This window comes from Flavonifractor plautii ATCC 29863, assembly GCF_000239295.1.
Taxonomy (GTDB): domain Bacteria; phylum Bacillota; class Clostridia; order Oscillospirales; family Oscillospiraceae; genus Flavonifractor; species Flavonifractor plautii.
The window spans coordinates 18817-44290 of record NZ_JH417718.1 but is presented as its reverse complement, the minus strand read 5'-3'; the positions used below and the strand labels follow the sequence as shown (position 1 = coordinate 44290).

The following is a 25474-nucleotide window of genomic DNA, read 5'->3' as shown; positions in this document are numbered from 1 at the left end:
GGGGCGGCCCTTGTGGCCGCCCGCGGGCGGGGACGAGCCCCGCCCCTACACGTCCCGGCGGCCTGTGCCGGTCTGCTGCGCCTGTCCTTACTTTCCGGTGGAGCCGAAGCCGCCGGTCCCCCGCCCGGTTTTGTCCAGGCTGTCCACCCGCTCCAGCTCGGCCTGCACCACGGGCATGACGGCCAGCTGGGCGATGCGGTCGCCGGGCTGGACGGTGTAGGGGGTGTCGGACAGGTTGGTAAGCCCCACCCGGACCTCCCCCCGGTAGTCGCTGTCAATGACGCCCACCCCGTTGGAGAGGGCAATTCCGTGCTTGATGCCCAGGCCGGAGCGGGCGAACACCAGGGCCACGTACTCCGCCGAGGGCAGGGCGATGGCGATGCCGGTGGGGATGCTCACCAGGGCGCGGGGGGCCACTTCCACCGGCGCGTCCACGCAGGCGCACAGGTCCATGGCCGCCGCGCCGGCGGTGGCGTAGAAGGGGTAGGGGATGTCCTTGCCGATCTTGTCCGATACGGCCTTGATCTTCAGCTTCATGGGGTTCACTCCACATCTCGATAGTATAGCCCGCGGGTGTACTCGTTGGGGGTCCAGCTCCCCTGCTCCAGATAGCGCTGGGCCACCTGCACGCACTCCCGTGGATTTTCGGTGGTAAAGAGCAGCCGCTGGGCCCACAGGCCGATGCGGCGGTAGTCGGCGGCCTTGTCCGCCAGGAAGAGCTTCTGGGAGTTGAGCAGCTCGTTGCGGCAGCCGGGGGCGCTCACCACCGGGAAGCGGGCGCCCTTCCGGTCGGTGAGGATATTGGTGTTCTGGCAGCCGCAGGAGCCGGTGCGGTTTTTGATGATGCAGTTCTCCATCAGCATCAGGGGCAGGCGGCCGTAGGTGATGAGCTCGGTGTCCAGGCATTTGGAGAGGTCGCGGATCTGGGCCAGCTTCAGCTCAAAGGAGAGGGTGGCCGACTGGAGACCCAGCCGCTTGTACTCCTTGAGGGCCTGGGCGTTGTAGATCTCCAGGCCGAAGTCCCCCCGCAGGGTGAAGCCCAGCTCCCGGGCGATGGGGAACATACCAAGGTTGCCCAGCAGGGCGTCTTTTACCCCCAAAGTGCGCACCTGCTCCAGCTTTTCCCGCAGGCCGGGGTACTCCCGGTCCCAGGCCACCCGGGGCAGGCTCACCCCGATGGAGGTGTGCTCCGTGCCGGCGGCCTTCTCCGGGTGGGCGGCCAGCTCGTCCAGGGGGACGTACACCAGGGCGGGCCTGAGGCGGAGCAGCTCGTCGGTGAGCTGTTCCGCCCTGCGCACGGAGATGGTCAGCACCGGCTCCTCCCGCCGGTTCTCATAGCGGGCGCCGGCGTGGTACTCCCCGGCGCGGCGGCGGGGCGGCTCCTGCCTCTGGACGGAGAGCTTCTCCAGGGCCTCCCGCCGCAGGGCGTTGAGGGCGGCCAGGGGGAGGGACAGGTTCTCCTCCACCAGGGCGCGCACCTGCCCGCAGCGGTAGGGGGTGCCGCCGGTGCGGGAGAGCTGGGTGGTGACCGCCTCCGCCGTCAGGGGGCGGGTGCGGGCGGCCTCGGGAACCGGGCCCTCCACCGTCGCCACCCGGCCGTCCGGATCCTCCACCCCCACGCGGGCGGGCTCGCCGGGGCGGAGCATGGCGTAGAAGGTGACGGGCACCCGCTGGGCCTCCCCGCTCTGGTAGGTATTGCGGGCGGCGGCGAAGAGCTCCTTCGGCTCCCTGGTCTCCTCCCGCACGCCGAACATGTCCGGCCCCTGCTGATCCAGGTAGTAGCCCTGGGTGAAGCCCTGGCGGGAGAAGGCGGCCCGGAGCTGCTCCAGCTCCTCCTCCGTCGGCTCCCGGTCCTCCTTGATGGCCCGGGCGTAGATGCCGGTGACCACGGCCACGTACTCCGGCCGCTTCATGCGGCCCTCCAGCTTGACGCAGGCCACCCCCATCCTGCGCAGCTCCCGCAGGTGTCCCGCCAGGGACAGATCCTTGAGGGAGAGGGGGTAGGCGTCGGCCTTGTCCATCCAGCCGTACTTGAGGCGGCAGGGCTGGGCGCACAGGCCCCGGTTGCCGCTGCGCCCGCCGATGACGGAGGAGAGAAAGCACTGCCCCGAGTAGCACATGCACAGGGCCCCGTGGGCGAAGACCTCGATTTCGATGGGGGCGCGCTGGCAGATGAATTCAATCTGATCCCGGCTCAGCTCCCGGGAGAGCACCGCCCGGGTGAGGCCCAGATCGGCGGCCATCTTCACCCCGTCCAGGTTGTGGAGGGTCATCTGGGTGGAGGCGTGGACGGGCAGATCGGGGGCGGTCTGGCGGAGCATCCGCAGCACGCCCAGATCCTGAATGAGCACCGCGTCGGCGCCGATGGCGCTGGCCTGGGCGGCCACCTCCGCCGCCTTGGGCAGCTCCCGGTCGGTGAGCAGGGTGTTGAGGGTCAGGTAGACCTTCGCCCCCCGCAGGTGGCAATAAGAAACCGCCGCCGCAAACTCCTCCTCCGAGAAATTTTTCGCGTTGCGGCGGGCGTTAAAGTCCCCGTATCCCAGATAGACGGCGTCGGCGCCGTTCTGAACAGCCGCCGCCACGGCCTCCATAGACCCGGCGGGGGCGAGCAATTCCAGCATAGACGGAATCCTCCCTGGCGGGGGCGGCCGAAGCCGCCCGCTCCGCTCTCTTACTTCTTGTTCTGCAGCTTGAAGATCTCCCGCTTGGCCTCGGACAGCTCCAGCTTCATCTTGGTGGCCTCCTCCAGGTACTCCTTGAGCTGGCGGCGCAGGTTCTCCGCGGCCTCCACCTCCTTGAAGTACTCGTCGGCAATGTTGACCGCCGCCAGGATGGCCCCATCCACCAGGGACACATGGGCTCCGCTCAAAACCTCCTCCACCTTGGCGTCCACGTGGGCGGCCACCTTCTCGGTGTAGCTCGCCTCCTCGGTGCCCACCAGCGTATACTCCTGTCCGGCGATGGTGACGGTGACACGGTTTTTCATGGAAACCCCTCCTGACCATAGTGATTTAGGATTCGGACATTATACCAGGAAGCATCAGCGGAATGGTATAATGCGCTCTGTTTTTCGGTTGCCCCGCAAGGGGCGGGAAAAACGGCTGAAATGCAAGTGTAATAGCCGCTTTGCGGCTATTATACCATAGTTCCGCCCGGATGAGAAATGAAATCTTCATGAATTTTCATTTTCCCGCCCGGACGGCAACCTGTGCCGCGACTCACGACGGCTCCGCGCTTTCTGTCACGCTCTGCGTCCGCCGGGCCGGTGCCGCTTCCACGTTATTTGCTTGAGACTGTGGGCTGGTCATGCCTCCGGCGGGCCCCTTTTCACCGGCGAAAAGGGGCGAAAAGCCGCCGGGGCTGTGGCCCCGGACCCCGTGGGGCCGGGCGGCGGTACGTGGTACGATGGCGGCAAGACCTGAAAGCAGTTGCGGCCCGCATCGGCCGGCGCGCATCGATGCTTCGCCTGACGGCCCCCGGCTGATTCCCCGCCGAACCTGAAAGCGTCTGCGCTGTACTCGCCTGGGCAGGGCCGCCACAGACTGCGGCGGGCCGGAATTGCCGTGGTTCTGGCCGTGTACCCGTAGGGGCCGACGCCCCAGGGCGGCTTCTCTTGCCCCTCCGGGGCAATTCACCTTCTGCCCACATCGGCCCGTCTGCTTCCGACGGCTCCGCGCTTTCTGTCACGCTCCACCTGTTCGCGACGCGGTCACTATTCCCCGCTCCGCCGGAAATGCCGCCGGACTTCGCCCGGCCTGTTTTCCGGCCTGCGCGGCTCACTGTGCCGCTGCTCACGACGGCTCCGCGCTTCTTTGTAGGGGCGGCCCTCGTGGCCGCCCGCGGGCGGGTGTGGGCACCCAGCCTGCATTTTCTCCCTTCCCATATGGCCGCGGCCCCGCTTGCCCCTACGCCGCACGCCACGCAGGGGGCCGATATCCACAGTATACACCGCGCGTAGTTTTATGCTATAATAGGCGGGAAACCAGAGAGGAACGGGGGGATTCACATGGCCGAGCTGCTGCTGCCCGGTGACATTCTATCCATGACGACCCGGGCGGCCGACCGGCTGATGGGCGCGGGAAACGGGGACGCAGCGCTGCTGTACCTGTGGTTGCTGCGCCGGGGCGGACGGCTGGAGCCGGAGTCGGCCCGCCGGGCGCTGAAGTGGGACGTGCCCCGGCTGGAGGCGGCCCTGTCCGCCCTGGTCGGGCTGGGCCTGGCGGACGGCACGGCCGCGCCGGAGGCCCCCGCCCGGATGGAGCCGGAGGGCCCGCCGGAGTACACCGCCGCCGACATCACGCGGGAGCTGGAGGACGGCGCCTCCTCCTTCCCCGGCCTGGTGAACGAGGTGCAGCGGCGTCTGGGCAAGATCCTGTCCACGTCGGACTTGAAGAGCCTGTACACCCTCTACGACTACCTGGCCCTGCCGGCGGAGGTGATCTGCCTGCTGGTGAGCTGGTGCGTGGAGGAGTTTCAGCGGAAGTACGGCCCCGGCCGCAAGCCCCGCATGAGCCAGATTCAGAAGGAGGGCTTCGTGTGGCGGCGGCTGGGGGTGGACACGGCCCAGGCCGCCGAGGCCCACCTGAAGAAGCAGGCCCTCTACCGTAGCCGGGAGGGGGAGATTCTCCGCCTGCTGGATCAGCCGCCCCGCCCCCTGGTGGAGAAGGAGCGGAAGAAGGTGGCGGCCTGGACGGACATGGGCTTTGCCGACGAGGTGCTCCGCCTGGCCTACGAAAAGACGGTCTACAAGAAGCAGAAGATGGACTGGGACTACATGAACGGCATTCTGTGCGGCTGGCACCGGAAGAACCTGCACACCCTGGCGGAGGTGGAGGCGGGCGACCGGCAGCGCCGCCCGGCGGCCCAGCCCGCCATGCAGGGCCGCCCCGCCGCCCCCGGCGAGGCCGACCAGCGGGTGCGGGAGGATTTGGAGCGGATGCGGGAGTTCCTGCGCCGCCAGCAGGAGACGGAGGGAGAGTAAGCCATGGGATACGAGCAGAGCGTCCTGCGCCGGGCCACCGCCCGGCTGGAGGCCCAGCGGAAGGCCCGGGAGGAGGCGCAGGAGCGCCTGCGCTCCGAGATTTACGCCAAGCTGCCCCGGGTGGCGGCCATCGACCGGGAACTGCGGCGCACCATCACCCAGATCATCGCCGCCTCCCTGCGGGACGGCAGCGATCCGGTGCCCGCCATCGGTGTAATCCGGGATAAAAACCTGAGCCTCCAGGCGGAGAAGGCGGCGCTGCTGACCGAGCACGGCTATCCCGCCGACGCCCTGGACGACAAGCCCGCCTGCCCCAAGTGCAGCGACACCGGCTGGGTGGGGGCCAATATGTGCGCCTGCCTTAAGGCGCTGTGCACCGAGGAGCAGATCAGGGAGCTGTCCAAGCTGCTGGATCTGGGGGAGCAGTCCTTTGACTCCTTCTCCCTGGACTACTACTCCCCCCTGCCCTGGCCGGGGGAGTCCCTCTCCCCCCGGGAGAACATGGAGTTTATCTTCGACGTGTGCTCCAGCTATGCCCGGAAGTTCGGCCGGTTCTACTTCCGCAACCTGTTTCTCACCGGCGCGCCAGGGCTGGGCAAGACCTTCCTCTCGGCCTGCATCGCCCGCACCGTGTCGGAGAGCGGCTTCTCCGTGGTGTACGACACGGCGGTGAACATCTTCACCCGCTTCGAGGAGCAGAAGTTCGCCCGGGACAAGCTGGAGGCCGGGGAGGCCAAAGACGAGACCCGCCGCTACCTTGGCTGCGACCTGCTGATTCTGGACGATCTGGGCAGCGAGCTTTCCACCCCCTTCGTCCAGTCCGCCCTCTACACCCTCATCAATACCCGTCTGACGGCGGACAAGCGGACGGTGATCTCCTCCAACCTGACCATGGATCAGGTGCGCGCCCGCTACACCCCCCAAATCGCCTCCCGCCTGGAGGGGGAGTACCGCGTGCTCCCCTTCTATGGGGAGGATATCCGGCTGTTGAGAAAGCAGAGACTGTGACAAGGGCCTGTGAACGGATTTCGTTCACAGGCCCTTGCCATGCGAGAAATTATTTTTTCCGGGACAGGGTCATCAGGAGCCCTCCGGCTGCGGCAAGTGCCATGCAGCTCAGGAAGTACCTCCATGCCGTCCCCAACAGCTCCGGCTGAGTCCGGAGTGGGAGGGCGAGTCTTGCGGTTCCGAACGCCGCCGCACCCACATAGCAGGCTATTGCCAGCAGAAATAATACCTTTTGCCTTCTCATATCACTATGCTCCTATGTGGGAATACGAATTGTTATGTCCCTCGAATAAGCCCCTAGGTCATAAGTTGAAACTCTTCCTGTAGGCGATGTAATTTTTATTTTTCTCTCTATTCCATTATTGGAAGGCTTATACGTCACTTGATATTTCATATTCAGCCTAGGTGTTATGTCAAGTTTGTACTCACTTGGTGATTCTGTCGATGGCACGCCGCCAGAAGAAATATACCCCCATCCAACCGACAAAGCAATCCCGGCCCCCACCCCTTCAACGCCGAGTAGCGGAACAAGAGATATTGAAATAGCAGTTACTGTCCCAAAAGTTACCCACCATCCAATTGTTTGTGCAGTATTGTATTTGTCCAATTCTGATTGTGTCCAGACAAATGCCTTAGAGGTAATTGCTGTTACCAGTGTACTGGTCGCATTATCACTATCCTCATAAACTGTTTTAATCCTAGAGTTTCCAGTTGTATAGTTTGCAGTTATTACATATTTAGGGGAAAAATGCTTCACATCAATTGTAATCGTTTTTGTAATCGTTTTATTGGAGTTGTTACGATATGAGGCGTTTTTGGGGGTCTCGATAGAGCCGGCACGTTTGCTTGGAATTAATTCAACCTTATAGTAGAGTGTCTGGTTTGCCGGAACTTTAATCGTAAATGAAAGCGTTCCGTTGCTGGGGTTCTTGATATTTGTTATTAGGCTCGAATCTTTAACGTGATTAATTTGTACCCCCTTTTGCTCCAGATCAGTTAACATTTCCTGTGACGGGTCTTCATGCGCTGGATATTCCTGCTCGACAGGCGCCACTGCGGCAGCCACTACAGACGAACCGATGCTCAATAAAATGCTAAAGGTCAATAGATATGCAGTAATTCTTTTGATTAATTTCATATTTTTCCCTTCTTTCATTGAATGCCTCGGTTGACGTTTGCCGGCTAAATCCTCCCTCTACGCGCAGGCTGAGGCCTCTTTTTGTTTTGTGTTACAAGGAAAACCACGCATATTCTCTGCAAGTCCGATAAGAAGCCGTCTGAGGGGAATCTCAGGAACCTCCTCTCCCGCATTGCCATCGTAGCATAACTGCACAAAAACTTCCTTACATTTCCCTTAAGTTTGGTTTAAGATTGCCAACGCTCCCCTCATCTGCCCCTCCGGGGCACCTTCCCCCAGGGGAAGGCAGGGTGGGAACAGAAAAGCCGCCCGCCCCAAAGCGCGGGGCGGGCGGCGATGATGGCGCCCTCGTCCAGCACCTCGCCCCGGCCCAGGCTGCTCATGTGGGACTGGGCGGACTCCAGCCCCATGAGCACGTTGGCCTTGGACTGCTCCCGGGCCCGGTCGAGCTCGGCCTGGGTGACGCCGTGCTCGGTCAGCTCCCGGATCACGGCCAAAATGGTGTCCAGCGCCTGTCCCTCGGTCTCCCGCCCCAGGGCGGTATAGACGCCGAAGTAGCCGGTATCGTCATGGCAGGTGCCGTAGGAGTAGATGGAGTAGCAAAGCCCCTTCTGCTCCCGCACCTGCTGAAACTCAATCACAACCCGGACGAGACGGTGGACATCACCTGGTCGGCGCTCCAATACCGTCTGGATGAATCCGTAGGCTATCCAAAGATTGGATAAAACGATTGCAAACGGAGGAGACGGTTCACCCGTCTCCTCCGTTTTTGTGTTCCTGTTCCCATTGCTCCGCCAACGGCTCCAGCGCCGCCAGCAGGTCGGCGTTCAGCGGGCGGAAGCGCAGCTTTCCCTCATACAGCAGCCCGTCGGAACCCAGGCAGAAGGTGGCCGCAGGAATCCGCTCCTCTGTGTAAATCTCCAGCCAGAAGGGGTGGTCCTCCCTGTCCTTCATGGGGATTGAGTTGGAGACCCCCCACCAGAGCACCCAGGTATCGTCCAGAACGGTGCGCAGCTCCTCCAGCCCCTCCCCGGCGGGGTCATGGGCCCCGCTGCCGGAAAAGAGTTCATACATGACATAGCCCGTTACCGCCTCATCCGGCCCCGGAACCAGCCAGCCCAGCTTCTTGGGGCCGAACACCAGCACCAGGACCGCCAGAACCGCCACAACGATCAGCCGTGTTCTCCATCTCCTCTTCTCCATATCGCCATCCTCCTCCCGTGAACCCCCGTTGGTTTTCCCTCCTGTTTTCCACATCCTATCACGGTTTTGTGGAAACTTCAATTTAAATCCGCCCTTTCTCTTCCCAAGGCGTGCAAAAACGGAGGACGGCAAAAGGCCGTCCTCCGTTTTGAGCTTGATTTCAGTGCAGCAGCGCCCGATAGGCGTCGGCGCTCCCCACCCGCCCCACGGCGGAGAGGGAGGCGTTTTCAAACCGGAACAGCTCTCCGGCCAGGGCCTGCACGTCCGCCCGCGTCACCGCGTCGTAGGCAGCGATGATGGCGTCCTCATCCAGCACCTCGCCCTGGAGCAGCTCGCCCCGGCCCAAGCTGCTCATGTGGGACTGGGTGGACTCCAGCCCCATGAGCACGTTGGCCTTGGACTGCTCCCGGGCCCGGTCGAGCTCGGCCTGGGTGACGCCGTGCTCGGTCAGCTCCCGGATCACGGCCAAAATGGTGTCCAGCGCCTGTCCCTCGGTCTCCCGCCCCAGGGCGGTATAGACGCCGAAGTAGCCGGTATCGTCATGGCAGGTGCCGTAGGAGTAGATGGAGTAGCAAAGCCCCTTCTGCTCCCGCACCTGCTGGAACAGGCGGGAGGACATGCCGCCCCCCAGGATGGAGGACAGGAGCTGGAGCTGGAACCGCCGGGGGTCGGCGAAGGACAGGCCGGGGAAAGCCAGGGTCAGGTGGTTCTGCTCGATGGCCTTCTTCTTCACCACCACCCCGGGCACATAGGCGGCGGCCCTCGCAGCGGTGTGGGGCCGCGCCTCCAGGCCGGCAAAGCGCCCGGCCAGTTCCGCGGCGTCGGCGTCGGTAAAGCTGCCCGCCAGGGCCACCACGATGCGGTCGGGCCGGTAGTGGGCGCGCTGGTACGCCCGCAGCCACGCCCCGTCCATCTTGTCCAGGGTGGCCTTTCGTCCCAGGATGGGCCGGGCCAGGGGGGAGCCCTTGAATACCGCCCCGGCCAGCCGCTCAGCGCAGAGATCCTCCGGGTTGTCCTCGTACATGCCGATCTCCTCCAGGATCACCCCCCGCTCGGTCTCCACGTCGGCGTCGTCGAACCGGGAGTGGAAGAACATGTCGCACAGGATGTCCGCCGCCCGGGCCAGGTGGGTGTCCAGCACCCGGGCATAGAAGCAGGTGCACTCCTTGGTGGTGAAGGCGTTGATCTGGCCGCCCACGGCGTCCATCTCCTCCGCCAACTGGGCGGCGGTGCGGCTCCGGGTTCCCTTGAAGAGCATGTGCTCGATGAAATGGGCCGCCCCGTTCTCCCCCGCGCTCTCATGGCGGGAGCCGGTCCCCACCCAGATGCCCAGGGAAACCGAGCGCACCCCCGGCACATGCTCCGTCAGGATACGCACCCCGTTGGGGAGCGTCTTTTTTTCATACATCAAACCATTGTAACCTCGCACTTCTCTATATTTTCGCGCTTAGTATGGACAAATACCGTGCCGTTTACGCCCCGCGCAGGGCAATCAGGAGCAGTACCACCGCCGTGATGGCCAGGATCAGCGCCAGGTAGCCCACCACCTTCTTTTTCATGGCCGCGCTCTCCTTTCCTGTTCTCGTTTGGGTTACAACACTATATCACATTCCGTCCCACTTGTCAGCCGGAAAATCCGCGGGAAAAACAGCAGGCCGGGCGGGGGCTCTCCTCCGTCCGGCCTGTATGCAGAATGTCCTCCCGCCGGGCTGGACTGCCCGGCTTCAGCACCAGGCGGCCAGCAGCTCCTTCAGCTCCTCCTGCGTGCGGATGCAGGCATCCCAAAGGCCCTCATCATCCGCTGGGTATGGAGAAACCCGCAGGGTGCGCGCTCCGGCCCGCAGGCCGGCGTACAGGTCGCCGTATCCCTGGTCCCCCACAAACAGCATCGCGTCAGATGGTATCCCCCAGCGGGCACTCCACCCTTCCATACGTTTCGGAGTGGCGTGGGGCTTCTCCGCGTCAAAAATCTGCTCGTCAAAGCACCCCAGCAGCCCCAGCCGGGCCAGAAGCGCCTCTCCTCCCTCCCGCCTGGAATTTGAGCACAGCACAAGCCGGATGCCGCGGTCCCGCAGGCGGAGAAGCCGCCCGGCCAGCACCGGATCCGGTTGGGGGCCCACCCCGTCGGTCAGCAGATCCCGCCGGGCCAACTGGAACCGCTCCCAGAACGCCTCACCGTCCCAGCCGATACGCCGGGCCAGGTACATGGCCAGGCTCCAGCCGTCGGAGATATAGGACCAGCATCTCCGGTCCAGCCAGGGCGAGGGGTCCGGACGCAGGAGTGCGGCCTCGGTGGGCACAGCCAGCAGCGCGGCGGCCGGGCCAGGACACACCCCCCATTCCTTGGGGGCAAACCGGCCGCAGCGGAAGGCCGGATTGCCTCCCGCCAGCACCCGGCTCATCTCCGCCTTTACAGACCCGATCTCCTTCTCCCATGGAGTACCGGCAAAGTAGTAGTCGATCATTCGCAGGTAGATACGGTCGTCGTGGTAGAGCGTGCCGTCCAGATCAAAACAGACAAGCCCCGGGGCAGCCTGTAACCCTCTTCCCATCAGGGCCGCACCAGGGCATCCACCGGATGCCCGTCCATTCCTATGGGTTCCAGCCCCAGCAGACGGAGGATGGTGGGCGCGTGGTCAATGAGCCTCCCGCCGTGGATTATCCTGCCGGATACAGCATTGGGCCCGGCAACGATGAAGGGGGGCTTGTCCCCCTTCCAGGGCAGGTGGCCGTGGGTGGAGACCGATGGCTTATATTCCTTTATGTCGTTGACACTGGTGATAAGTTGCTCCCCATCCAGGGCCCTTCCAAAGCACACCCGGTCGCCGGCTTCAATGACAAAGTCAAAATCGCCGGTCAGGTGCATCTGCGCGGCCTCCTCTTTGGTAAAGATCCGCTCCAGGTATTTGGGGTACTTCTTCTGTTGCTCCAGCAGGACGCAATACACCATTTCCCGGTCCACCTCCGGCCGGAGATAGATGTGTGCGCTGAGCGAACAGTTGGCGGCATAGACCTGATAGTCTGCCAGGGAACCGTCCTCCGCGGTCTGGAGCCAGCCCAGCCGGTGGAATAGGGCGTTCAGATGGAACATCTCGTCGCAGTAGAGCTGACCGTGGTCGCCCAGCAGCACAATATTTGTGTTCTCCACGCCGCCGGTCTCCTCCAGCGCATCCAGCACAAGCCCCATCTGTCCGTCAATAAAGCGGAAGGCGTGCTCCAGATCTCCGTGCACGCCCAGGCGGTGGCGCTGGTGGTCAACGTAGGACAGGTGGAGCAGCATCAGGTCGGGGCGGTGGGCCCGGATAATGTCGGCGGCGCACTTTGCGGCGAACTCGTCCATCTGTGGCGTCTTCATCCAGCGGAGCATGTGCTTATTGGCCTCAAAAATCTTCGCCACCGCAGGGCTGTTGGCCCTGGTAAACCACGGTGTCGGGTCATCCTCCTCCCGGGGGGCCCAGATCTCGCCAATATTGTACTCCGCTCCTGAGGCGCACATGACGGGCCAGGTGACGGTAGAGGCAGTCAGCCCCGCCTGTCTTGCAAAATCCACCACGGTAGGCACCTGAATGGCCTCCCGCCACCAATACCAGTCCATCCGGCCCTTCGCAAAGAAATTTGGAATCTCATTATTGTTGATGCCAGTCCGGTCCGGCCAGCAACCGGTGGCGATGGTGGCATGGCAGGGATAGGTTAAGGTGGGATAGACACATTCGATATCCGTAATCCAGGAGGCGTGCTCCATCACGCGCCCCAGGTTGGGAAGCTGCTTCAGCACGGGGATATCCGCTGTGATCAGCGCATCAATGGAGACCACTAGGGTGCGATTTGTCATGGGGTCCTTCCTTTCTTAAGTACGGTCCTGTTGGGCCTCTTCCTCTTTCATCAGCGCAACGAGCTCCCGCTCCCAGCGCTCGGTCTCCTCCAGCTCCTCCGCCGTAGCCCGGACCCCCGGCCGGACACAGGCGGCCTCGGCCAGGAAGTGGTCGATGTTCCGCCCCCGCTCCTGGCCGGTCAGCGTGTGCATGTCATACACATAATCAGGCAGGGGAAAGGGGTCTCCCCGCCGTATGCGCCGCTTAACCACACTGGCAAGCACGCTGGAGCCCCGCTCCTTCCGGCAGGCGCACAGATAGCGCACCGCGTGGACGAAGAGCAGTTGATAATCGGAGCTGTCCCGGGAGAGCTCCCGGCTGCTGCGGTGAAGGGCGTCCACCACCACTGGGGCCATGGGCTCCCCCAGGCCCACGTCCTCGGCACTGATCACCAGCAGCCGTCTCCACAGGTAGGCGGTCAGCTCCTCCCCGGTCAGGTAGAGCTCATAGGCAGCCCGCACCGCCAGCTCCGTCTCCCCCCGGCGGATAAATTTCTGGAGGGCGGATATGACCTCGTCCCCCGGGTGTCCGCTGGGAGTTACGATGTCATGGTAAAAAATTGGTATCATGTCAGGTTTCCTTTCTGCGCGCCCGGGCCGGGACACGGGACCGCGGCAGGGCGGAGGCGGATGCTCCGTCTCCGCCCTGCCCAAGTCCGCTTCAGTTGGCGCCGACGGTCTGCTTCAGGTTGGCCAGGGCCAGCTCCGGCTCCATGCCGTTGTCGGCCACCTCCTGCATCATGGTCTTGACGGCGCTGTTGACGGCGCTGGAGGTGGTGGTAGCATTGGTAAACACGGGCTCATAGAAATAGCGGTCACTCTGCTCTACACCGGCCCGCATGTACTCGTGGCCGTCGGCCACATAGGCCTCATAGGCCGGATCCTCCGCCACGGACTGGCGTATGGGCAGATAGCCGGTGTTTCCGGCAGCTACCGCCAGGTTGGCGTCATGGGAGGTCATAAACTTGATAAATTCATAGGCCGCATACATTCTGTCCTGATTTCCGTCCTGATTCAAGGCGATAATGACATGGCCGGCGGACAGGTTGGCGGCGGTATCCTCGCTCACCTGAGGAACAGGGGCGGTTCCCCAGTCCAGCTCGGGATTTTTGTCTGGGATATAGCTGGCCTCCACGCTGTCGCCGATATACATGGGGATCATCTCATTGGCAAAGGGCCCGGAGAAGAACTGATCCTCCCCCGCAGTACGCCAGATACCCTCATTCACGTTATCCTGCCACATCTGAAGCACCTTCAGGGTAATGTCGCTGTCCTCGGTGGCAAAGTACAGATTGCCGTTCTGGTCGGTGTAGCGGCCGCCGTTTTGGAGCAGCAGGGTCATAAAGCTGCCTGCCAGGTTGTCCCAGCCAAAGGCGGGCGCGCCGGTAATGTCTCGGATGGCGCGGCAGGTTTCCACCAGCTCGTCCCAGGTGGTGGGAACACTGAGTCCGTGCTCGGCAAAAAACGTCTTGTTGTAATAGAGCACCTCGGAGTAGGAGTGGATCGGCAGGGAATAGATACCCTCCTTGGCATAGCTGGAGTTCGCCTCCCGCAGCCCTTCAAAGATGTCCTCGTAGTCGGTCATGCCCACATTGGGATCTGTAATATAGGGCTCCAGGTTAACCACATAGTCGGTCTGGAGGTAGTCGGCCACATAGGGGCGCAGGGCCAGGGTCACATCAGGGGCGCTGCCCGCCTTGATCGCGCCCACCACGCTGGAATAGAGCTCACTGCTGCTGCCGTTAAAGGTGGGGACCACGGTAATACCCTTCTCGGCACCTATCGTTTCATTGAACTCCTCCACCAGCCCTTCCAAAACCTTCAGGTGGTTCTGATTGGAGATGGAGTGCCAGAACTGGAGTTCCACAGGGCCGGAAAGGGTACCCAGTTCCCCGGCGGGGGTTTCGGCCCCGCTGGGGGCCGGTTTGCTGCCGCAGGCCGCCAGGGAAAGGCCCAGGGCCAGGGCAAGGCTTACGCTGATGAGCTTCCGTTTCATCGAAAATTCCTCCTTCTTTTCTTTCGTGCCATATGCTTTCATTGTGTTATTCAAAGCCCGGCAGGCCGGGCAGGATCTTAACCCTTGATGCCGCCCCGCGCCACGCCGGCGATGATCTGCTTTCGGAAGACCAGGAAGAAAATCAGCATGGGTACAATGACGATCGTAGCGCCGGCCATCTGCAGATTTACCTGGGAGCTCACCGCATCCCGGAAGTGGAGCAGACCGATGGGCATAACCCGGTGGGCATCGCTCTTGGTGACCATAAGGGGCCAGACAAAGGAATTCCATTGGCTGATAAAGGCCAGAATTCCAATGGTAGCAATGGCATTCTTGTTCATGGGGATCATGACTTTCCAGAGGTAGCGCCAGTCGCTGCAGCCGTCCACCTTGGCCGCTTTGTAGAGGATGGAGGGGATCTGCATAAAATACTCCCGCATCATATAGATATAGAAACCGCTGGCCACCGTTGGCAGAATAATGCCCTGAAAGGTGTCCATCCAGCCCAGCTTGGAGATCGTGATGAAGTTCTGGATGATGAGCAGCTCTGCGGGGATCATCATGGTGGACAGGCAAAGCAGAAACAGCAGCTTTTTGCCCCGAAATTCGTAAATGGTGAAGCCGTAGGCAGACAGCACGGTAAGCACCAGGGTAAGGAGGGTACCGCCGCCCGCCACAATAATGGAGTTGCGCAAATAAAGGCCAAAGGGGGCGACGGCAAGAGCCTCCGTGTAATTTTCAAACTGGGGCACCGCAGGGAACAGGGTTGGCGGGATGGAGATGGACTCCGGCAGTGTTTTCAGGGAGGTAAAGAGCATCCACAAAAACGGGAAGATCATGACAAAGGCTCCAACAGTCAGAACGGCGATCTTGACCGCCTTGCCCACGTTCTGTTTCATATCCGACCCTCCCTTATACATAGTATACAAACCGCTTGGAGACCCACTTCTGAATCACCGTCAGGGCCAGTACGATGGCCAGAAAGATGATGGCCGCCGCCGAGGCGTAGTGAACCTGTCCCCGGTTGAAAAACATGTCATAAATATAGTAGACCATAGTGATGGCGCTGTTTCCAGGCCCAGCGCTCTCCCGGCTGAACATAGCATAGACCTCGTTGTAGGTCTTAAAGGCATGAATGACCGAAACGATGGTGACCATCCAAAACGTGGGGGAGAGCAGGGGCATGGTGATGCGGAAGAATATCCGGTGCGCTGGAGTGCCGTCGATCCGGGCGGCCTTGTAGTACTGCTGGTCGATCTTTTGCAATCCGGCCAGGAACAGGACAATCTTAAACGCCATACCGCTCCAGATGGTAAAAATGGTCACCGCCACAATGGTCAGGTTGGGATCGGACAGCCACTTCTGTGGCTCCAGCCCTAAAAACTCCAGAAAAAAGTTGATGTAGCCGTATTCCGAGTGGAAGAGCCAGCGGAACACCAGGCCGATGGCCAGGGTGGAGGTGACATAAGGGAGAAAATAGAGTGTCTGAAACAGTCCCTTGGTCCGAAGCAGGGAATTGATGAGCAGGGCTGCCCCCAGGGAGAGCACAATAGTGATAGGTACGCCCACCAGAACAATAAACATGGTGTTGCGCACGGCCAGCCCGAAAGCGGGATCCTGAAGCACGTACCGGAATGAATTGAGGCCGAATCCCGTGCCGGTGTCGGTAAGGTACACGTAACTCTGGTAAAACCCCATCCGAAGCGTCATGAGGATGGGGTAGACCACAAAGACCGCCAAAACCGCAAAGGCAGGGAGCAGATACAGATATGCCTTGGCGCTGCGCCGGGTGTTGCCCAGCGGATTTTCTGCGCGGGCCGGCTTGGGGCTCCTCATCCCGCCACCTCCGCATCCAGCCGTGCGCCGGTCTCCGGGTCAAAGAAATAGACCAGGCGAGGCTCCAGGGTCAGCTCCACGGCGTCGCCTGCCGCCACACCGGCGGTGATGTCCAGAATGGCGCGGGCCCGCTCCCCTGCCAGTGAGAAGGTAACCAGCAGATCCTTGCCCCGCATCTCCACAGCCTCAGCCGCAGTCCGAAGCCCCTGCCCCAGACGCCACGCCTCAGGCCGGATGCCCACCAGGACCGGCCCATCCGCCGCGCCGTGCACCCGGAGCATGTAGTCCTCTGCCAGACACACCGTTCCGCCGCACACGTCCAACCGAAAGAAATTGATGGGGGGATTCCCCAGAAAGCCTGCCACAAAGCGGTTGGCGGGATTCAAATACATCTGTTGTGGTGGACACTGCTGCTGCACCACGCCGGTCCTCATCAGCACGATCTCATCTGTGATACTCATGGCCTCCTCTTGATCATGGGTGACGAACACGGTGGTGACGCCCGTCTCAGTCTGGATGCGGCGAATCTCTTCCCGCATCTCCAATCGCAGGCGGGCGTCCAGATTGGAAAGGGGTTCGTCCAGCAAGAGGATATCAGGCCGCTTGACCAGCGCCCGTGCAATGGCCACCCGCTGCTGCTGGCCGCCGGAGAGCTGGCCCGGCTTGCGCTTGAGGAGATCCTCGATCTGCACCAGTCTGGCCATCTCCAGGGTACGGCGGCGGATCTCCTCCTTCCCCTCCTTGTGGTTGACCAGAGGGAAGGCGATGTTTTGCTCCACCGTCAGATGGGGATAGAGGGCATAGTTCTGAAACACCAGACCAATGCCCCGCTTTTCTGGGGGCAGGGCCGTCACATCCCTGTCTCCAAAGAAAATCCTTCCGGAAGTAGGCGACTCCAGCCCTGAGATGAGGTAGAGTGTCGTGGACTTTCCGCAGCCGCTGGGGCCCAGCAATCCGGTCAGCTTGCCGTCCTGAATCGTAATGCTGACATCATTCACCGCCTTGGTTCCGGAAAAATCCTTGACCAGATGCTCCAATCGCAGTTCCATGGCGCAGCTCCTTTCATTTATTTTGCTTTTTATTGTCTCCATTGTATTCTATATCATTTTTCTTGTCAACAAATGTTCAAAATTACAGTTTTCAGTCTGCTTTTTAAGCTTTAATTTCATATAATCTCTTTATTTGATAGCATATTATCAATAATCTTCTCCGAAAGAGATAAAAGGCATTGAATTATCATTTTTTAAAATTTGGCTTTACAAAAAATGTACAGAATATCCAACTAATTTTTGCTTTATTCTTGCCAGAGTTCCGGTTTTATGATATTCTCTCCCTAGTATTTAATTAAGTATGGGAGGATTGCACCATATGAGTCTCAAAAAGATGACACGTATTGATAAAATCTCCCAGCTTTTGATCGCCAAGACGGGCGTATCGATTCGCGAACTGGCGGTGGAGCTGGGGGTATCTGAAATTACAATCCGCCGGGATCTGAAGCAGCTCGAGCAGCAGGGGACGGTAAAGCTGATCAACGGCGTGGCCATTCATCGCGCCGCCCAGAACCCCCACAGTACCCTTCCCGAGTACAATCTGGATTACGAGGTTCTCCACTTTGGAGACCGGAAGGCCCGCATCGGCAAAAAAGCTGCCTCCCTCATTGAACCCAACGATGTCATTGCCATTGATACCGGCTCAACCTGCTCCTACCTCACACAAAATCTGCCCAGCGGCGTCCACCTGACCGTGCTCACCTACTGCATGAACACCCTGGCCCAGTTGACCACGCATCCGAACTACGACGTGATCTGCGCGGGCGGCTACCTCTATCCCAACACCCGGATGTTTTATAGTCCAGAGGGTATCAGCCTTATTAACCGCACCTGTGTAAACAAGGCCTTCCTCTCCACCGCCGGCATCAGTGGCAAGCTGAACGTCACCTGTGTGGCTCCCCATGAGATGAACGCCAAGAGCGCCCTGATGGAGAGCAGCCAGACCAAGATCCTGCTGCTGGACTCCTCCAAGTTCAGCAAAATCTGTCCCACGACTTTCGCCTACCTCTCCGATTTTGACATCATCGTTACGGATGACGAGCTCTCAGCCGAATGGCAGGGCTATATTGCCGACCTGGGTATTCAGCTTTTGCTGGCCTGAGCGGGCAGCCGCATCATTTGCATGAACCTCCATGCGTACAGGACGCGCCGCGAAACTATGCAAAGGCTTAGGCGCATGAAGTGTTCGCGCATGTGGGCCGTACCGGCCCACGCGCTGTCATCTTATGGCCGTGCCGCTGCAAGCGGCGCATGGGCAAGTTTGCTATGCTCTTGCAGAGCAAAAGGGCCGGACGGAATGGTTCCGTCCGGCCCTTTTTATGCCGTATGCGCTCTTTACTTGATAGGCTCGCCGGCCTCTTTCTTGGCCTTGATCTCCTTCAGGGCGTCCCGGTAGGAGAGGTTGACGCGGCCCTTCTCGTCGATATCGGTGACCTTGACCCAGATCATGTCGCCGATGTTGACCACGTCCTCCACCTTCTCCACCCGGCGGTCGGCCAGCTTGGAGATGTGCACCATGCCGTCCTTGCCGGGGGCCAGCTCGACGAAGGCGCCGAACTGGAGGATGCGGACCACCTTGCCGTAGTAGAGCTGGCCCACCTCGGGCACGAACACGATGGTCTCGATGGTCTTCTTGGCGGCGTCGCAGGAGGCCTTGTCGGTACCGGCAATGTAGATGGTGCCGTCGTCCTCGATGTCGATCTTGGCGCCGGTGTCGGCACAGATCTTCTGGATCACCTTGCCGCCGGAGCCGATGACCTCGCGGATCTTGTCCACGTCGATCTTCATCTTCACCATCTTGGGGGCGGTGTCGGCCACGTCGGGGCGGGGCTTGGAGATGCAGGGGAGCATGATCTCGTCCAGGATGGCATAGCGGGCGTCGCGGGTGATCTCCAGGGCCTCCTTGATGATCTCGTGGGACAGGCCGTCGTTCTTGATGTCCATCTGGATGGCGGTGATACCGGCCTTGGTGCCGGCCACCTTGAAGTCCATCTCGCCGTGGAAGTCCTCCACGCCCTGGATGTCGATGAAGGTGGTGAAGCCGCCGTCGTCGTCCTGGATCAGGCCGCAGGAAATGCCGGCCACGGGGGCGGAGATGGGCACGCCGGCGTCCATCAGGGCCAGGGTGGAGCCGCAGATGGAGCCCTGGGAGGTGGAGCCGTTGGAGGAGAGCACCTCGCTCACCACGCGGATGGCGTAGGGGAAGTCCTCCACGGAGGGGATCACCGGCTCCAGGGCGCGCTCGGCCAGGGCGCCGTGGCCCTTCTCGCGGCGGTTGGTGGAGCGGGCGGCCCGGGCCTCGCCGGTGGAGTAGGCGGGGAAGTTGTAGTGGTGCATATACCGCTTCTCCTCCTCCTCCCAGATGGTGTCCAGCTTCTGGGCGGCGGAGAGGGTGTTCAGGGTGCAGACGGAGAGCACCTGGGTCTGGCCGCGGGTGAACAGGCCGGAGCCGTGGACGCGGGGCAGCACGCCCACCTCGGCGGCCAGGGGACGGATCTCGTTCTTGGCGCGGCCGTCCACCCGGTGGCCCTCCAGCAGCCAGGCCTTGACGATCTTCTTCTGGAACTTGTAGGTGATCTCCTCCAGGTACTTGTCCATCTCGGGATAGTCCTCCAGGAAGAGCTCATGCCAGTGCTCGATGAGCTTGTTCCACCGCTCCTCGCGCACGTTCTTGTCGTCGGTGTCCATGGCGGCGCGGGCCTCATCCATGGTGGCCTCCACGATCTTGTCGAACAGCTCCTGGTCGAAGTCGGCGTGGTCGTAGGTCATCTTGTCCCGGCCGATCTCGGCCACGATCTGGTTGATGAAGGCCACCTGCTTCTTGATGTCCTCGTGGGCGGCCACGATGGCGTCGTACATGATGTCGTCGGGCAGCTCCTTGGCGCCGGCCTCAATCATGATCACCTTCTTGTCGGTGGCGGCCACGGTCAGATCGAGCTGGGAGGCGTGCTTCTGCTCGTTGGTGGGGTTGAGGACAATCTGGCCGTCCACATAGCCCACCTCCAGGCAACCGATGGGGCCGGCCCAGGGGATGCAGGAGTAGGCCAGGCAGGCGGACACGCCGATCATGGCGGTCACCTCGGGGGAGCAGTCCCGGTCCACGCTCATGACGGTGGCGGTGACCACCACGTCGTTGCGGAAGTCGTAGGGGAACAGGGGGCGGATGGAGCGGTCGATCACGCGGCTTGCCAGCACGGCGGGCAGAGAGGGCTGGCCCTCCCGGCGCATGAAGGAGCCGGGAATGCGGCCCACGGCGTACAGCTTCTCCTCAAAGTCCACGGAGAGGGGGAAGAAGTCCACGCCGTCCCGGGGGCGGGGGGACACGGTGACGGCCACCAGCACGGTGGTCTCGCCGTAGGTGACCATGGCGGAAGCGGTGGCCAGCTCGGCCACCTTGCCCACGTCGATGGTCAGGGGGCGGCCCGCCACCTCGGTCTTGTAGACCTTGTGGTTGGTGAATTCCTTGTGCTTGATAATGGTTGACATGCGGGTATTCCTCCTTTTCATTGGTGTCTCCCACACATCAGAGCCCGATCCCTTTTAGCACTTGAAGCCGGGTCCGGTCCTCCGGGCCCAGGTTCAACTGCTAAAAAGCAAGCTCCGACGGATGGGAAGAAGGGGTGGCACGGAGTCCGCGCCACCCCTCTTGATTCGTTGTTGTCACGCTGCGGCGGCTGCACGACGGACAACTGCTCAACACTCCGCGAAAAATGCCGTTGGCGTTCCGCCAACCTGTTTTTTCATCTGCGTGTTTCGCTGTCGTCCTGCTCCGCACGCCTCCGCGCTTCTTCTTACTTTCGGATGCCGAGCTTGGCGATAATGGCGCGGTAGCGCTCGATGTCCTTGGCCATCAGATAGTCCAGCATCTTGCGGCGCTTACCGACCATCTTGAGCAGGCCGCGGCGGCTGTGGTTGTCGTGGATGTGCACCTTCAGGTGCTCGGTCAGCTCCTGGATGCGGGCGGTCAGAATGGCGATCTGCACCTCGGGGGAGCCGGTGTCAGTGGCGTGGGTACGGTTGGCCTCGATCACGGCCGTCTTCTCGTCCTTACGGATCATGGTTGGGTTCCACCTTTCATACAATGTGCCCTGGGCTGCGTGACCGGCCGGTGAGAGCCTGGGGACGAAGCCGGGGGTAAATTCTGCCTGTAAATTACAGGCTGTAGTAGTTTATCATATTCTCCCCGCCTTGTAAAGAGGTCATTCCCGATTTTGCGGCGAATTTTCCCGCGCCGCCGCCGTCCTCTGGCGCCGGCGCAGGCGCGGGGGTATGATACAAAAAACAGCAAGGAGGAATGGTTATGATCCGTCTGCTGACCGGGAGCACGCACACGGGAAAGACCCTGCTGGCCCAGCGCCTGCTGGAGCGGCACGGCGCGCCCTATCTGTCCATCGACCACCTGAAGATGGGCCTCATCCGCAGCGGGATGTGTCCCCTGACGCCGGAGAGCACCGACGAGGCCCTCACCGCCGTCCTCTGGCCCGTGGTGCGGGAGATCGTCAAAACCGCGGTGGAAAACGGCCAGTCGCTGACGGTGGAGGGTTGCTACATCCCCTTCAACTGGCGGGAGGACTTTGATGCGTCCTGCCTCCCCCACATACGCTTTCTCTGTCTGGTGTTCAGTGAGGCGTACATCCGCACCCGGTTTGACACCATTCAGACCCACGCCAACGCCATAGAGCGGCGGAAGGACGACTCCTTCTGCACCATGGAATTACTTTTGGCGGAAAACCGGCGCAATCTGGAGGCCTGCCGCCGCCGCGGACTGCCCTATTACCTCATTGACGGCCCCTATGCCCCGCCCCTGGACTGGTGAGCGTTACCAAATCGTCATTTATTCTTAATAAATTATCTTTAAATCCCCATTGACAATCATATGATTATTTAGTATAATCATGTCAAAGCAAGAAAAGGAGTGGATGATATGGCAAAGACGCTGCCGGGAACCACCATCGCGGTGGACTGGAACCGACCGGAGGAGGCGGAGACCCTGCTGAACTCCCTCTTTTTGGCCGGGGGGCTGATGCTCTCCCAGGTGGCCAGCCTGACCGGGCTGGAGCCCTATGTCATCCAGAACTGGGTCCGCCGGGGCTTTGTGGCCCCGCCGGAGCGCAAGCGGTACTCCCGCCGCCAGTTTTCCCGCATCGTCCTGATCAATATGCTGAAGGATTCCATGCAGCTGGACAAAATCTGCGCCCTGCTCTCCTATGTCAACGGGGAGCTGGACGATGAATCGGACGATCTGATTGACGATTTCCAGTTGTATCTCTATATTGTACGCCTGGCGGCCCTGGTGGAGCATCAGCCTCCCAGCGGGCCGGACGAGGCGGCCCGCTGGTGCCAGACAGCGGCGGAGAGCTACCGTGAGAGCGTCCCGGGCGCCCGGGACCGGGTGGCCCGCTGCCTCCATGTGATCCTGACGGCCTATCTGGCCGGACGGCTCAAGCAGGAGGCGGAGGCCCTCCTCGCGGCCCTGGCCTGACGCGTCCCAAGACAGCGGTAGGGACGCGGAGTATCCCACCGCTGTTTTATGATAGATCGCATCCCCATTTCGAGAAAGGAGGAACCCATTCATGGCAGCCTGGTGGCAATCCCTCTCTGCCCTGGACCACGTTCTGCTCTACATCGCCGTACCCGCCACGCTGATCCTGCTGATTCAGACCGTTCTCCTCTTTGCGGGGGGCGCGTTTGACAGCGACGGCGACGCCGGTGTGCCGGACGCGGACGGGCCGGACTTCGACGGCCCCGACGCCGACGGCGGCCCGCTCCACGAGGCCGCGGCGGACCCGGAGACCCCCGACACCGGCCTGCACCTGTTCACCGTGCGGGGCGTGGTGGCCTTCCTGGTGCTCTTCGGCTGGGGCGGCCTGTGGCTCCACCAGGTAGGCCTGCCCGGTTTCCTGGCGGTCTTCCTGGCCATCCCCATCGGCTTTGCCGGCATGGTGGGCATCGCCCTGGCCGTCCGCCAGGCCCTTCGCCTCCAGTACGACGGCACCCTGGATCTCCGCAACGCCCTCGGGCGGACGGGCACCGTGTACCTCACCGTTCCCCCCGGCCGCTCCTCCCCCGGCAAGGTCACCCTCACCGTGCAGGAGCAGCTGACGGAATTTGAGGCCCTCACCGACTCCCCCGCCCCCATCCCCACCGGCAGCCCTGTCCGTGTCACCGGTCTGGCCGGCCGCGGCGCCCTGCTGGTGGAACCCATTCCATCCGAATCAGAAGAGACAGAATAAGGAGGAACTTATGCCAAACATCTTTGGACTTATCCTTACCTGCGTCATCGTCGTCATCGTCTTCTCCCTGCTGCTGTTCCTGATCAAGCGCTACAAGAAGTGCCCCTCGGACAAGGTTATGGTCATCTACGGCAAGGTGGGCAGCAACAAGGACGGCTCCACCCGCAGCGCCAAGTGCATCCACGGCGGCGCGGCCTTTATCTGGCCGGTCATCCAGTCCTATGAGTTCCTGGATCTGACCCCCATGTCCATCTCGGTGGATCTGGAAAACGCTCTGTCCCGCCAGAACATCCGCATCAACGTCCCCAGCCGCTTCACCGTGGGCGTCTCCACCGAGCCGGGGGTCATGCAGAACGCCGCCGAGCGCCTGCTGGGCCTGAAGCTCCAGGAGATCCAGGAGCTGGCCAAGGACATCATCTTCGGCCAGCTCCGCCTGGTCATCGCCACCATGGACATCGAGGAGATCAATACCGACCGCGACAAGTTCCTGGAGGCCGTCTCCCGCAACGTGGAGGGCGAGCTCAAGAAGATCGGCCTGCGCCTCATCAACGTCAACGTCACCGACATCTCCGACGAGTCCGGCTACATTGACGCCCTGGGCAAGGAGGCCGCCGCCAAGGCCATCAACGACGCAAAGAAGAACGTGGCCGAGAAGGACCGCGACGGCTCCATCGGCGAGGCCCAGGCCCGCCGCGACCAGCGCATCCAGGTGGCCCAGGCCGACGCCTCCGCCATCCAGGGCGAGAACTCCTCCAAGGTAGAGGTGGCCATGTCCAACGCCCAGCGCCGCGAGAAGGAGGCCGAGGCCACCCGCATCGCCACCGCCGCCGAGAAGATCGCCGCGGCCCAGGCCCTGGAGGAGGCCTACGCCGCCGAGCAGAAGGCCGAGGCCGCCCGCGCCCAGCGTGAGAAGGCCACCCAGGAGGCCGACGTCATCGTCAAGACCGAGATCGACAAGCGCCGCCGGGAGCTGGAGGCCGAGGCCGAGGCCGAGCAGATCCGCCGCCGCGCCAAGGGCGAGGCCGACGCCATCCTGGCCAAGATGCAGGCCGAGGCCCAGGGCGCCCAGGAGATCCTGGTCAAGCAGGCCGACGGCCTGCGGCAGATCGTGGCCGCCGCGGGCGGCGACGCCGACCACGCCGTGCGCCTGATGCTGGCCGACAAGATGGAGGAGCTCATGCGCATCCAGGTGGACGCCGTCAAGGGCATCAAGATCGACAAGGTCACCGTCTGGGACGGCGGCGAGCAGAAGGATGGCAAGACCGCCACGGCGGGCTTTGTCTCCGGCCTGATGAAGTCCATTCCGCCCATGAACGAGATGTTCGACATGGCGGGCATGGAGCTGCCCCGCTTCCTGGGCAAGAACAAGGAGGAGCCTGCTGCCCCCCCCGCGCCCGCCGCAGAGCCCGGCGCGCCCGCAGAAGAGTCTTGATAATTGGAAGGCCCCCGGAACCTGATGGGTTCCGGGGGCCTTCCTGCTTTAAATTAGAGCTTCTTTTCGGCAAAGCGCATGAGGATGACGGCCACCTCGGCGCGGGTGGCGGTGCCGGCGGGGTCGAGCCGACCGCCGTCCTTTCCGGTCAGCAGACCCTCGCCCACGGCCCAGCACAGGGCGTCCGCCGGACCGAAGGCCCCGGTGTCATACCCGGCCACAATCCCCTGGGCCGCCGCCCAGTTCACCGCGCCGGCATACCACGCGTCCGCCGCCACGTCGGTGAAGCCCGCCCCGCCGGGGGCGGCAGGGCTGCCCGCCAGGTTCCAGAGCACCTGCGCCGTCATGACGCGGGTCAGCACTGCGCCGGGGTCGAAGGTGACGGCGCTGGTACCGTCCATGAGGCCCTTTTCATACACATAGGCCACCGCATCATAGTACCACTCGCCGCTGCTCACGTCGGTGAAGGGCAGGGATTCGGGCTGTTCCGGCTCGGTTTCGATCGCGGTGAAGACCGCCTCGACCTCCACCTTGGAAGCGGGCATTTTGAAGGTATATTTGCCGTCGCCCTTGTCGGTGAGCTTGATGGAATCGCCATCCTTGCCGGTGACGGTCAGCTTGTCCAGCTCATAGCCCTCGTCGGGCTTCACGGTGATGGTCACGGTGGTGCCTCTGGAGGCGCGGGTGGGGCTTACCTTCACGCTGCCGTTGTCCGTGTCCTCCACGC

At 62.2% G+C, this 25474-nt stretch carries 25 protein-coding genes; 7 read left to right on the top strand and 18 right to left on the bottom strand.

Translation table 11 applies throughout. From position 1 onward, the window contains the following. Positions 1 to 87: 87 nt before the first annotated feature. The 3 genes from dut to HMPREF0372_RS06960 are packed head-to-tail and all read right to left on the bottom strand — an operon-like array spanning position 88 to position 2986. Entirely contained in the window at positions 88 to 537 is a 450-nt protein-coding gene (dut, locus tag HMPREF0372_RS06970; protein ID WP_007490149.1) for a dUTP diphosphatase, read from the bottom strand. A 5-nt stretch (positions 538 to 542) separates the two neighbouring features. After that, complete coding sequence (locus tag HMPREF0372_RS06965) at positions 543 to 2621, bottom strand: U32 family peptidase (protein ID WP_007490148.1); 2079 nt, start codon at positions 2619 to 2621, stop codon at positions 543 to 545. Positions 2622 to 2671: 50 nt separating this feature from the next. Then, positions 2672 to 2986 carry a cell division protein ZapA gene (locus HMPREF0372_RS06960; protein ID WP_007490147.1) on the bottom strand — a complete coding sequence of 105 codons (315 nt, stop codon included), beginning with the start codon at positions 2984 to 2986 and terminating at the stop codon, positions 2672 to 2674. A 1020-nt stretch (positions 2987 to 4006) separates the two neighbouring features. Between HMPREF0372_RS06960 and HMPREF0372_RS06955 the strand changes: the two genes are divergently transcribed. Beyond that, complete coding sequence (locus tag HMPREF0372_RS06955; RefSeq protein ID WP_007490145.1) at positions 4007 to 4981, top strand: DnaD domain protein; 975 nt, start codon at positions 4007 to 4009, stop codon at positions 4979 to 4981. 3 nt (positions 4982 to 4984) lie between these two features. Continuing rightward, positions 4985 to 5989 (top strand): ATP-binding protein, encoded by a 1005-nt coding sequence (locus HMPREF0372_RS06950; protein ID WP_007490142.1) that lies wholly within the window; start codon positions 4985 to 4987, stop codon positions 5987 to 5989. A 49-nt stretch (positions 5990 to 6038) separates the two neighbouring features. On the opposite strand, the gene HMPREF0372_RS20040 is transcribed toward HMPREF0372_RS06950, so the two are convergent. The 12 genes from HMPREF0372_RS20040 to HMPREF0372_RS06895 form a co-directional block, all read right to left on the bottom strand. Further along, positions 6039 to 6233, bottom strand: a complete 195-nt coding sequence (locus HMPREF0372_RS20040; protein ID WP_007490140.1) for a hypothetical protein — start codon at positions 6231 to 6233, stop codon at positions 6039 to 6041. A gap of 12 nt (positions 6234 to 6245) precedes the next feature. Next, a complete protein-coding gene (locus tag HMPREF0372_RS19090; protein WP_154250175.1) occupies positions 6246 to 7127 on the bottom strand; it encodes a hypothetical protein in 882 nt (293 codons plus the stop codon). A 248-nt stretch (positions 7128 to 7375) separates the two neighbouring features. Beyond that, positions 7376 to 7810: a M16 family metallopeptidase gene (locus HMPREF0372_RS06940; RefSeq protein WP_230979261.1), complete on the bottom strand. Its 435-nt coding sequence runs from the start codon at positions 7808 to 7810 to the stop codon at positions 7376 to 7378. 67 nt (positions 7811 to 7877) lie between these two features. Beyond that, entirely contained in the window at positions 7878 to 8330 is a 453-nt protein-coding gene (locus tag HMPREF0372_RS06935) for a hypothetical protein (protein WP_039996833.1), read from the bottom strand. Between the two features lie 160 nt (positions 8331 to 8490). Then, the gene (locus tag HMPREF0372_RS06930; protein ID WP_007490135.1) at positions 8491 to 9738 is read right to left on the bottom strand and encodes a M16 family metallopeptidase; all 1248 of its coding nucleotides are present in this window, start codon (positions 9736 to 9738) and stop codon (positions 8491 to 8493) included. 316 nt (positions 9739 to 10054) lie between these two features. Next, positions 10055 to 10882 carry an HAD family hydrolase gene (locus HMPREF0372_RS06925; protein WP_007490134.1) on the bottom strand — a complete coding sequence of 276 codons (828 nt, stop codon included), beginning with the start codon at positions 10880 to 10882 and terminating at the stop codon, positions 10055 to 10057. Next, positions 10882 to 12162 (bottom strand): alkaline phosphatase family protein, encoded by a 1281-nt coding sequence (locus tag HMPREF0372_RS06920; protein ID WP_007490133.1) that lies wholly within the window; start codon positions 12160 to 12162, stop codon positions 10882 to 10884. Before HMPREF0372_RS06920 ends, HMPREF0372_RS06925 begins: the two co-directional genes overlap by 1 nt. Before the next feature lie 15 nt (positions 12163 to 12177). Continuing rightward, complete coding sequence (locus HMPREF0372_RS06915) at positions 12178 to 12771, bottom strand: AAA family ATPase (RefSeq protein WP_007490132.1); 594 nt, start codon at positions 12769 to 12771, stop codon at positions 12178 to 12180. A gap of 91 nt (positions 12772 to 12862) precedes the next feature. Beyond that, entirely contained in the window at positions 12863 to 14197 is a 1335-nt protein-coding gene (locus tag HMPREF0372_RS06910) for an ABC transporter substrate-binding protein (RefSeq protein ID WP_024723835.1), read from the bottom strand. Between the two features lie 77 nt (positions 14198 to 14274). Next, a complete protein-coding gene (locus tag HMPREF0372_RS06905; RefSeq protein WP_009257328.1) occupies positions 14275 to 15096 on the bottom strand; it encodes a carbohydrate ABC transporter permease in 822 nt (273 codons plus the stop codon). A gap of 13 nt (positions 15097 to 15109) precedes the next feature. Next, positions 15110 to 16033, bottom strand: coding sequence for a carbohydrate ABC transporter permease (locus tag HMPREF0372_RS06900; RefSeq protein WP_007490127.1), 924 nt, complete (start codon positions 16031 to 16033; stop codon positions 15110 to 15112). Continuing rightward, on the bottom strand, positions 16030 to 17082 hold the full coding sequence (locus HMPREF0372_RS06895; protein WP_039996832.1) for an ABC transporter ATP-binding protein: 1053 nt from the start codon (positions 17080 to 17082) through the stop codon (positions 16030 to 16032). The genes HMPREF0372_RS06900 and HMPREF0372_RS06895 overlap by 4 nt, the downstream gene beginning before the upstream one ends. Before the next feature lie 319 nt (positions 17083 to 17401). Between HMPREF0372_RS06895 and HMPREF0372_RS06890 the strand changes: the two genes are divergently transcribed. Beyond that, positions 17402 to 18184: a DeoR/GlpR family DNA-binding transcription regulator gene (locus HMPREF0372_RS06890; RefSeq protein ID WP_007490124.1), complete on the top strand. Its 783-nt coding sequence runs from the start codon at positions 17402 to 17404 to the stop codon at positions 18182 to 18184. A 233-nt stretch (positions 18185 to 18417) separates the two neighbouring features. On the opposite strand, the gene HMPREF0372_RS06885 is transcribed toward HMPREF0372_RS06890, so the two are convergent. Then, positions 18418 to 20568: a polyribonucleotide nucleotidyltransferase gene (locus tag HMPREF0372_RS06885; RefSeq protein ID WP_009257326.1), complete on the bottom strand. Its 2151-nt coding sequence runs from the start codon at positions 20566 to 20568 to the stop codon at positions 18418 to 18420. A 305-nt stretch (positions 20569 to 20873) separates the two neighbouring features. Further along, positions 20874 to 21140 carry a 30S ribosomal protein S15 gene (rpsO, locus tag HMPREF0372_RS06880; protein WP_007490122.1) on the bottom strand — a complete coding sequence of 89 codons (267 nt, stop codon included), beginning with the start codon at positions 21138 to 21140 and terminating at the stop codon, positions 20874 to 20876. Between the two features lie 242 nt (positions 21141 to 21382). On the opposite strand from rpsO, the gene HMPREF0372_RS06875 reads away from it, so the two are divergent. From HMPREF0372_RS06875 to HMPREF0372_RS06860, 4 genes are all read left to right on the top strand, one after another. Further along, positions 21383 to 21898: a P-loop nucleotide/nucleoside kinase family protein gene (locus HMPREF0372_RS06875; protein ID WP_009257325.1), complete on the top strand. Its 516-nt coding sequence runs from the start codon at positions 21383 to 21385 to the stop codon at positions 21896 to 21898. A gap of 108 nt (positions 21899 to 22006) precedes the next feature. Further along, on the top strand, positions 22007 to 22564 hold the full coding sequence (locus tag HMPREF0372_RS06870; protein WP_007490117.1) for a DUF1836 domain-containing protein: 558 nt from the start codon (positions 22007 to 22009) through the stop codon (positions 22562 to 22564). A gap of 91 nt (positions 22565 to 22655) precedes the next feature. Next, positions 22656 to 23315, top strand: coding sequence for a hypothetical protein (locus HMPREF0372_RS06865; protein ID WP_007490115.1), 660 nt, complete (start codon positions 22656 to 22658; stop codon positions 23313 to 23315). Between the two features lie 10 nt (positions 23316 to 23325). Then, a complete protein-coding gene (locus HMPREF0372_RS06860) occupies positions 23326 to 24747 on the top strand; it encodes a flotillin family protein (protein WP_007490114.1) in 1422 nt (473 codons plus the stop codon). A 53-nt stretch (positions 24748 to 24800) separates the two neighbouring features. Here HMPREF0372_RS06860 and HMPREF0372_RS06855 read toward each other — a convergent pair. Beyond that, a partial coding sequence (locus HMPREF0372_RS06855; RefSeq protein ID WP_207635676.1) for an S-layer homology domain-containing protein occupies positions 24801 to 25474 on the bottom strand: 674 nt, incomplete at its 5' end.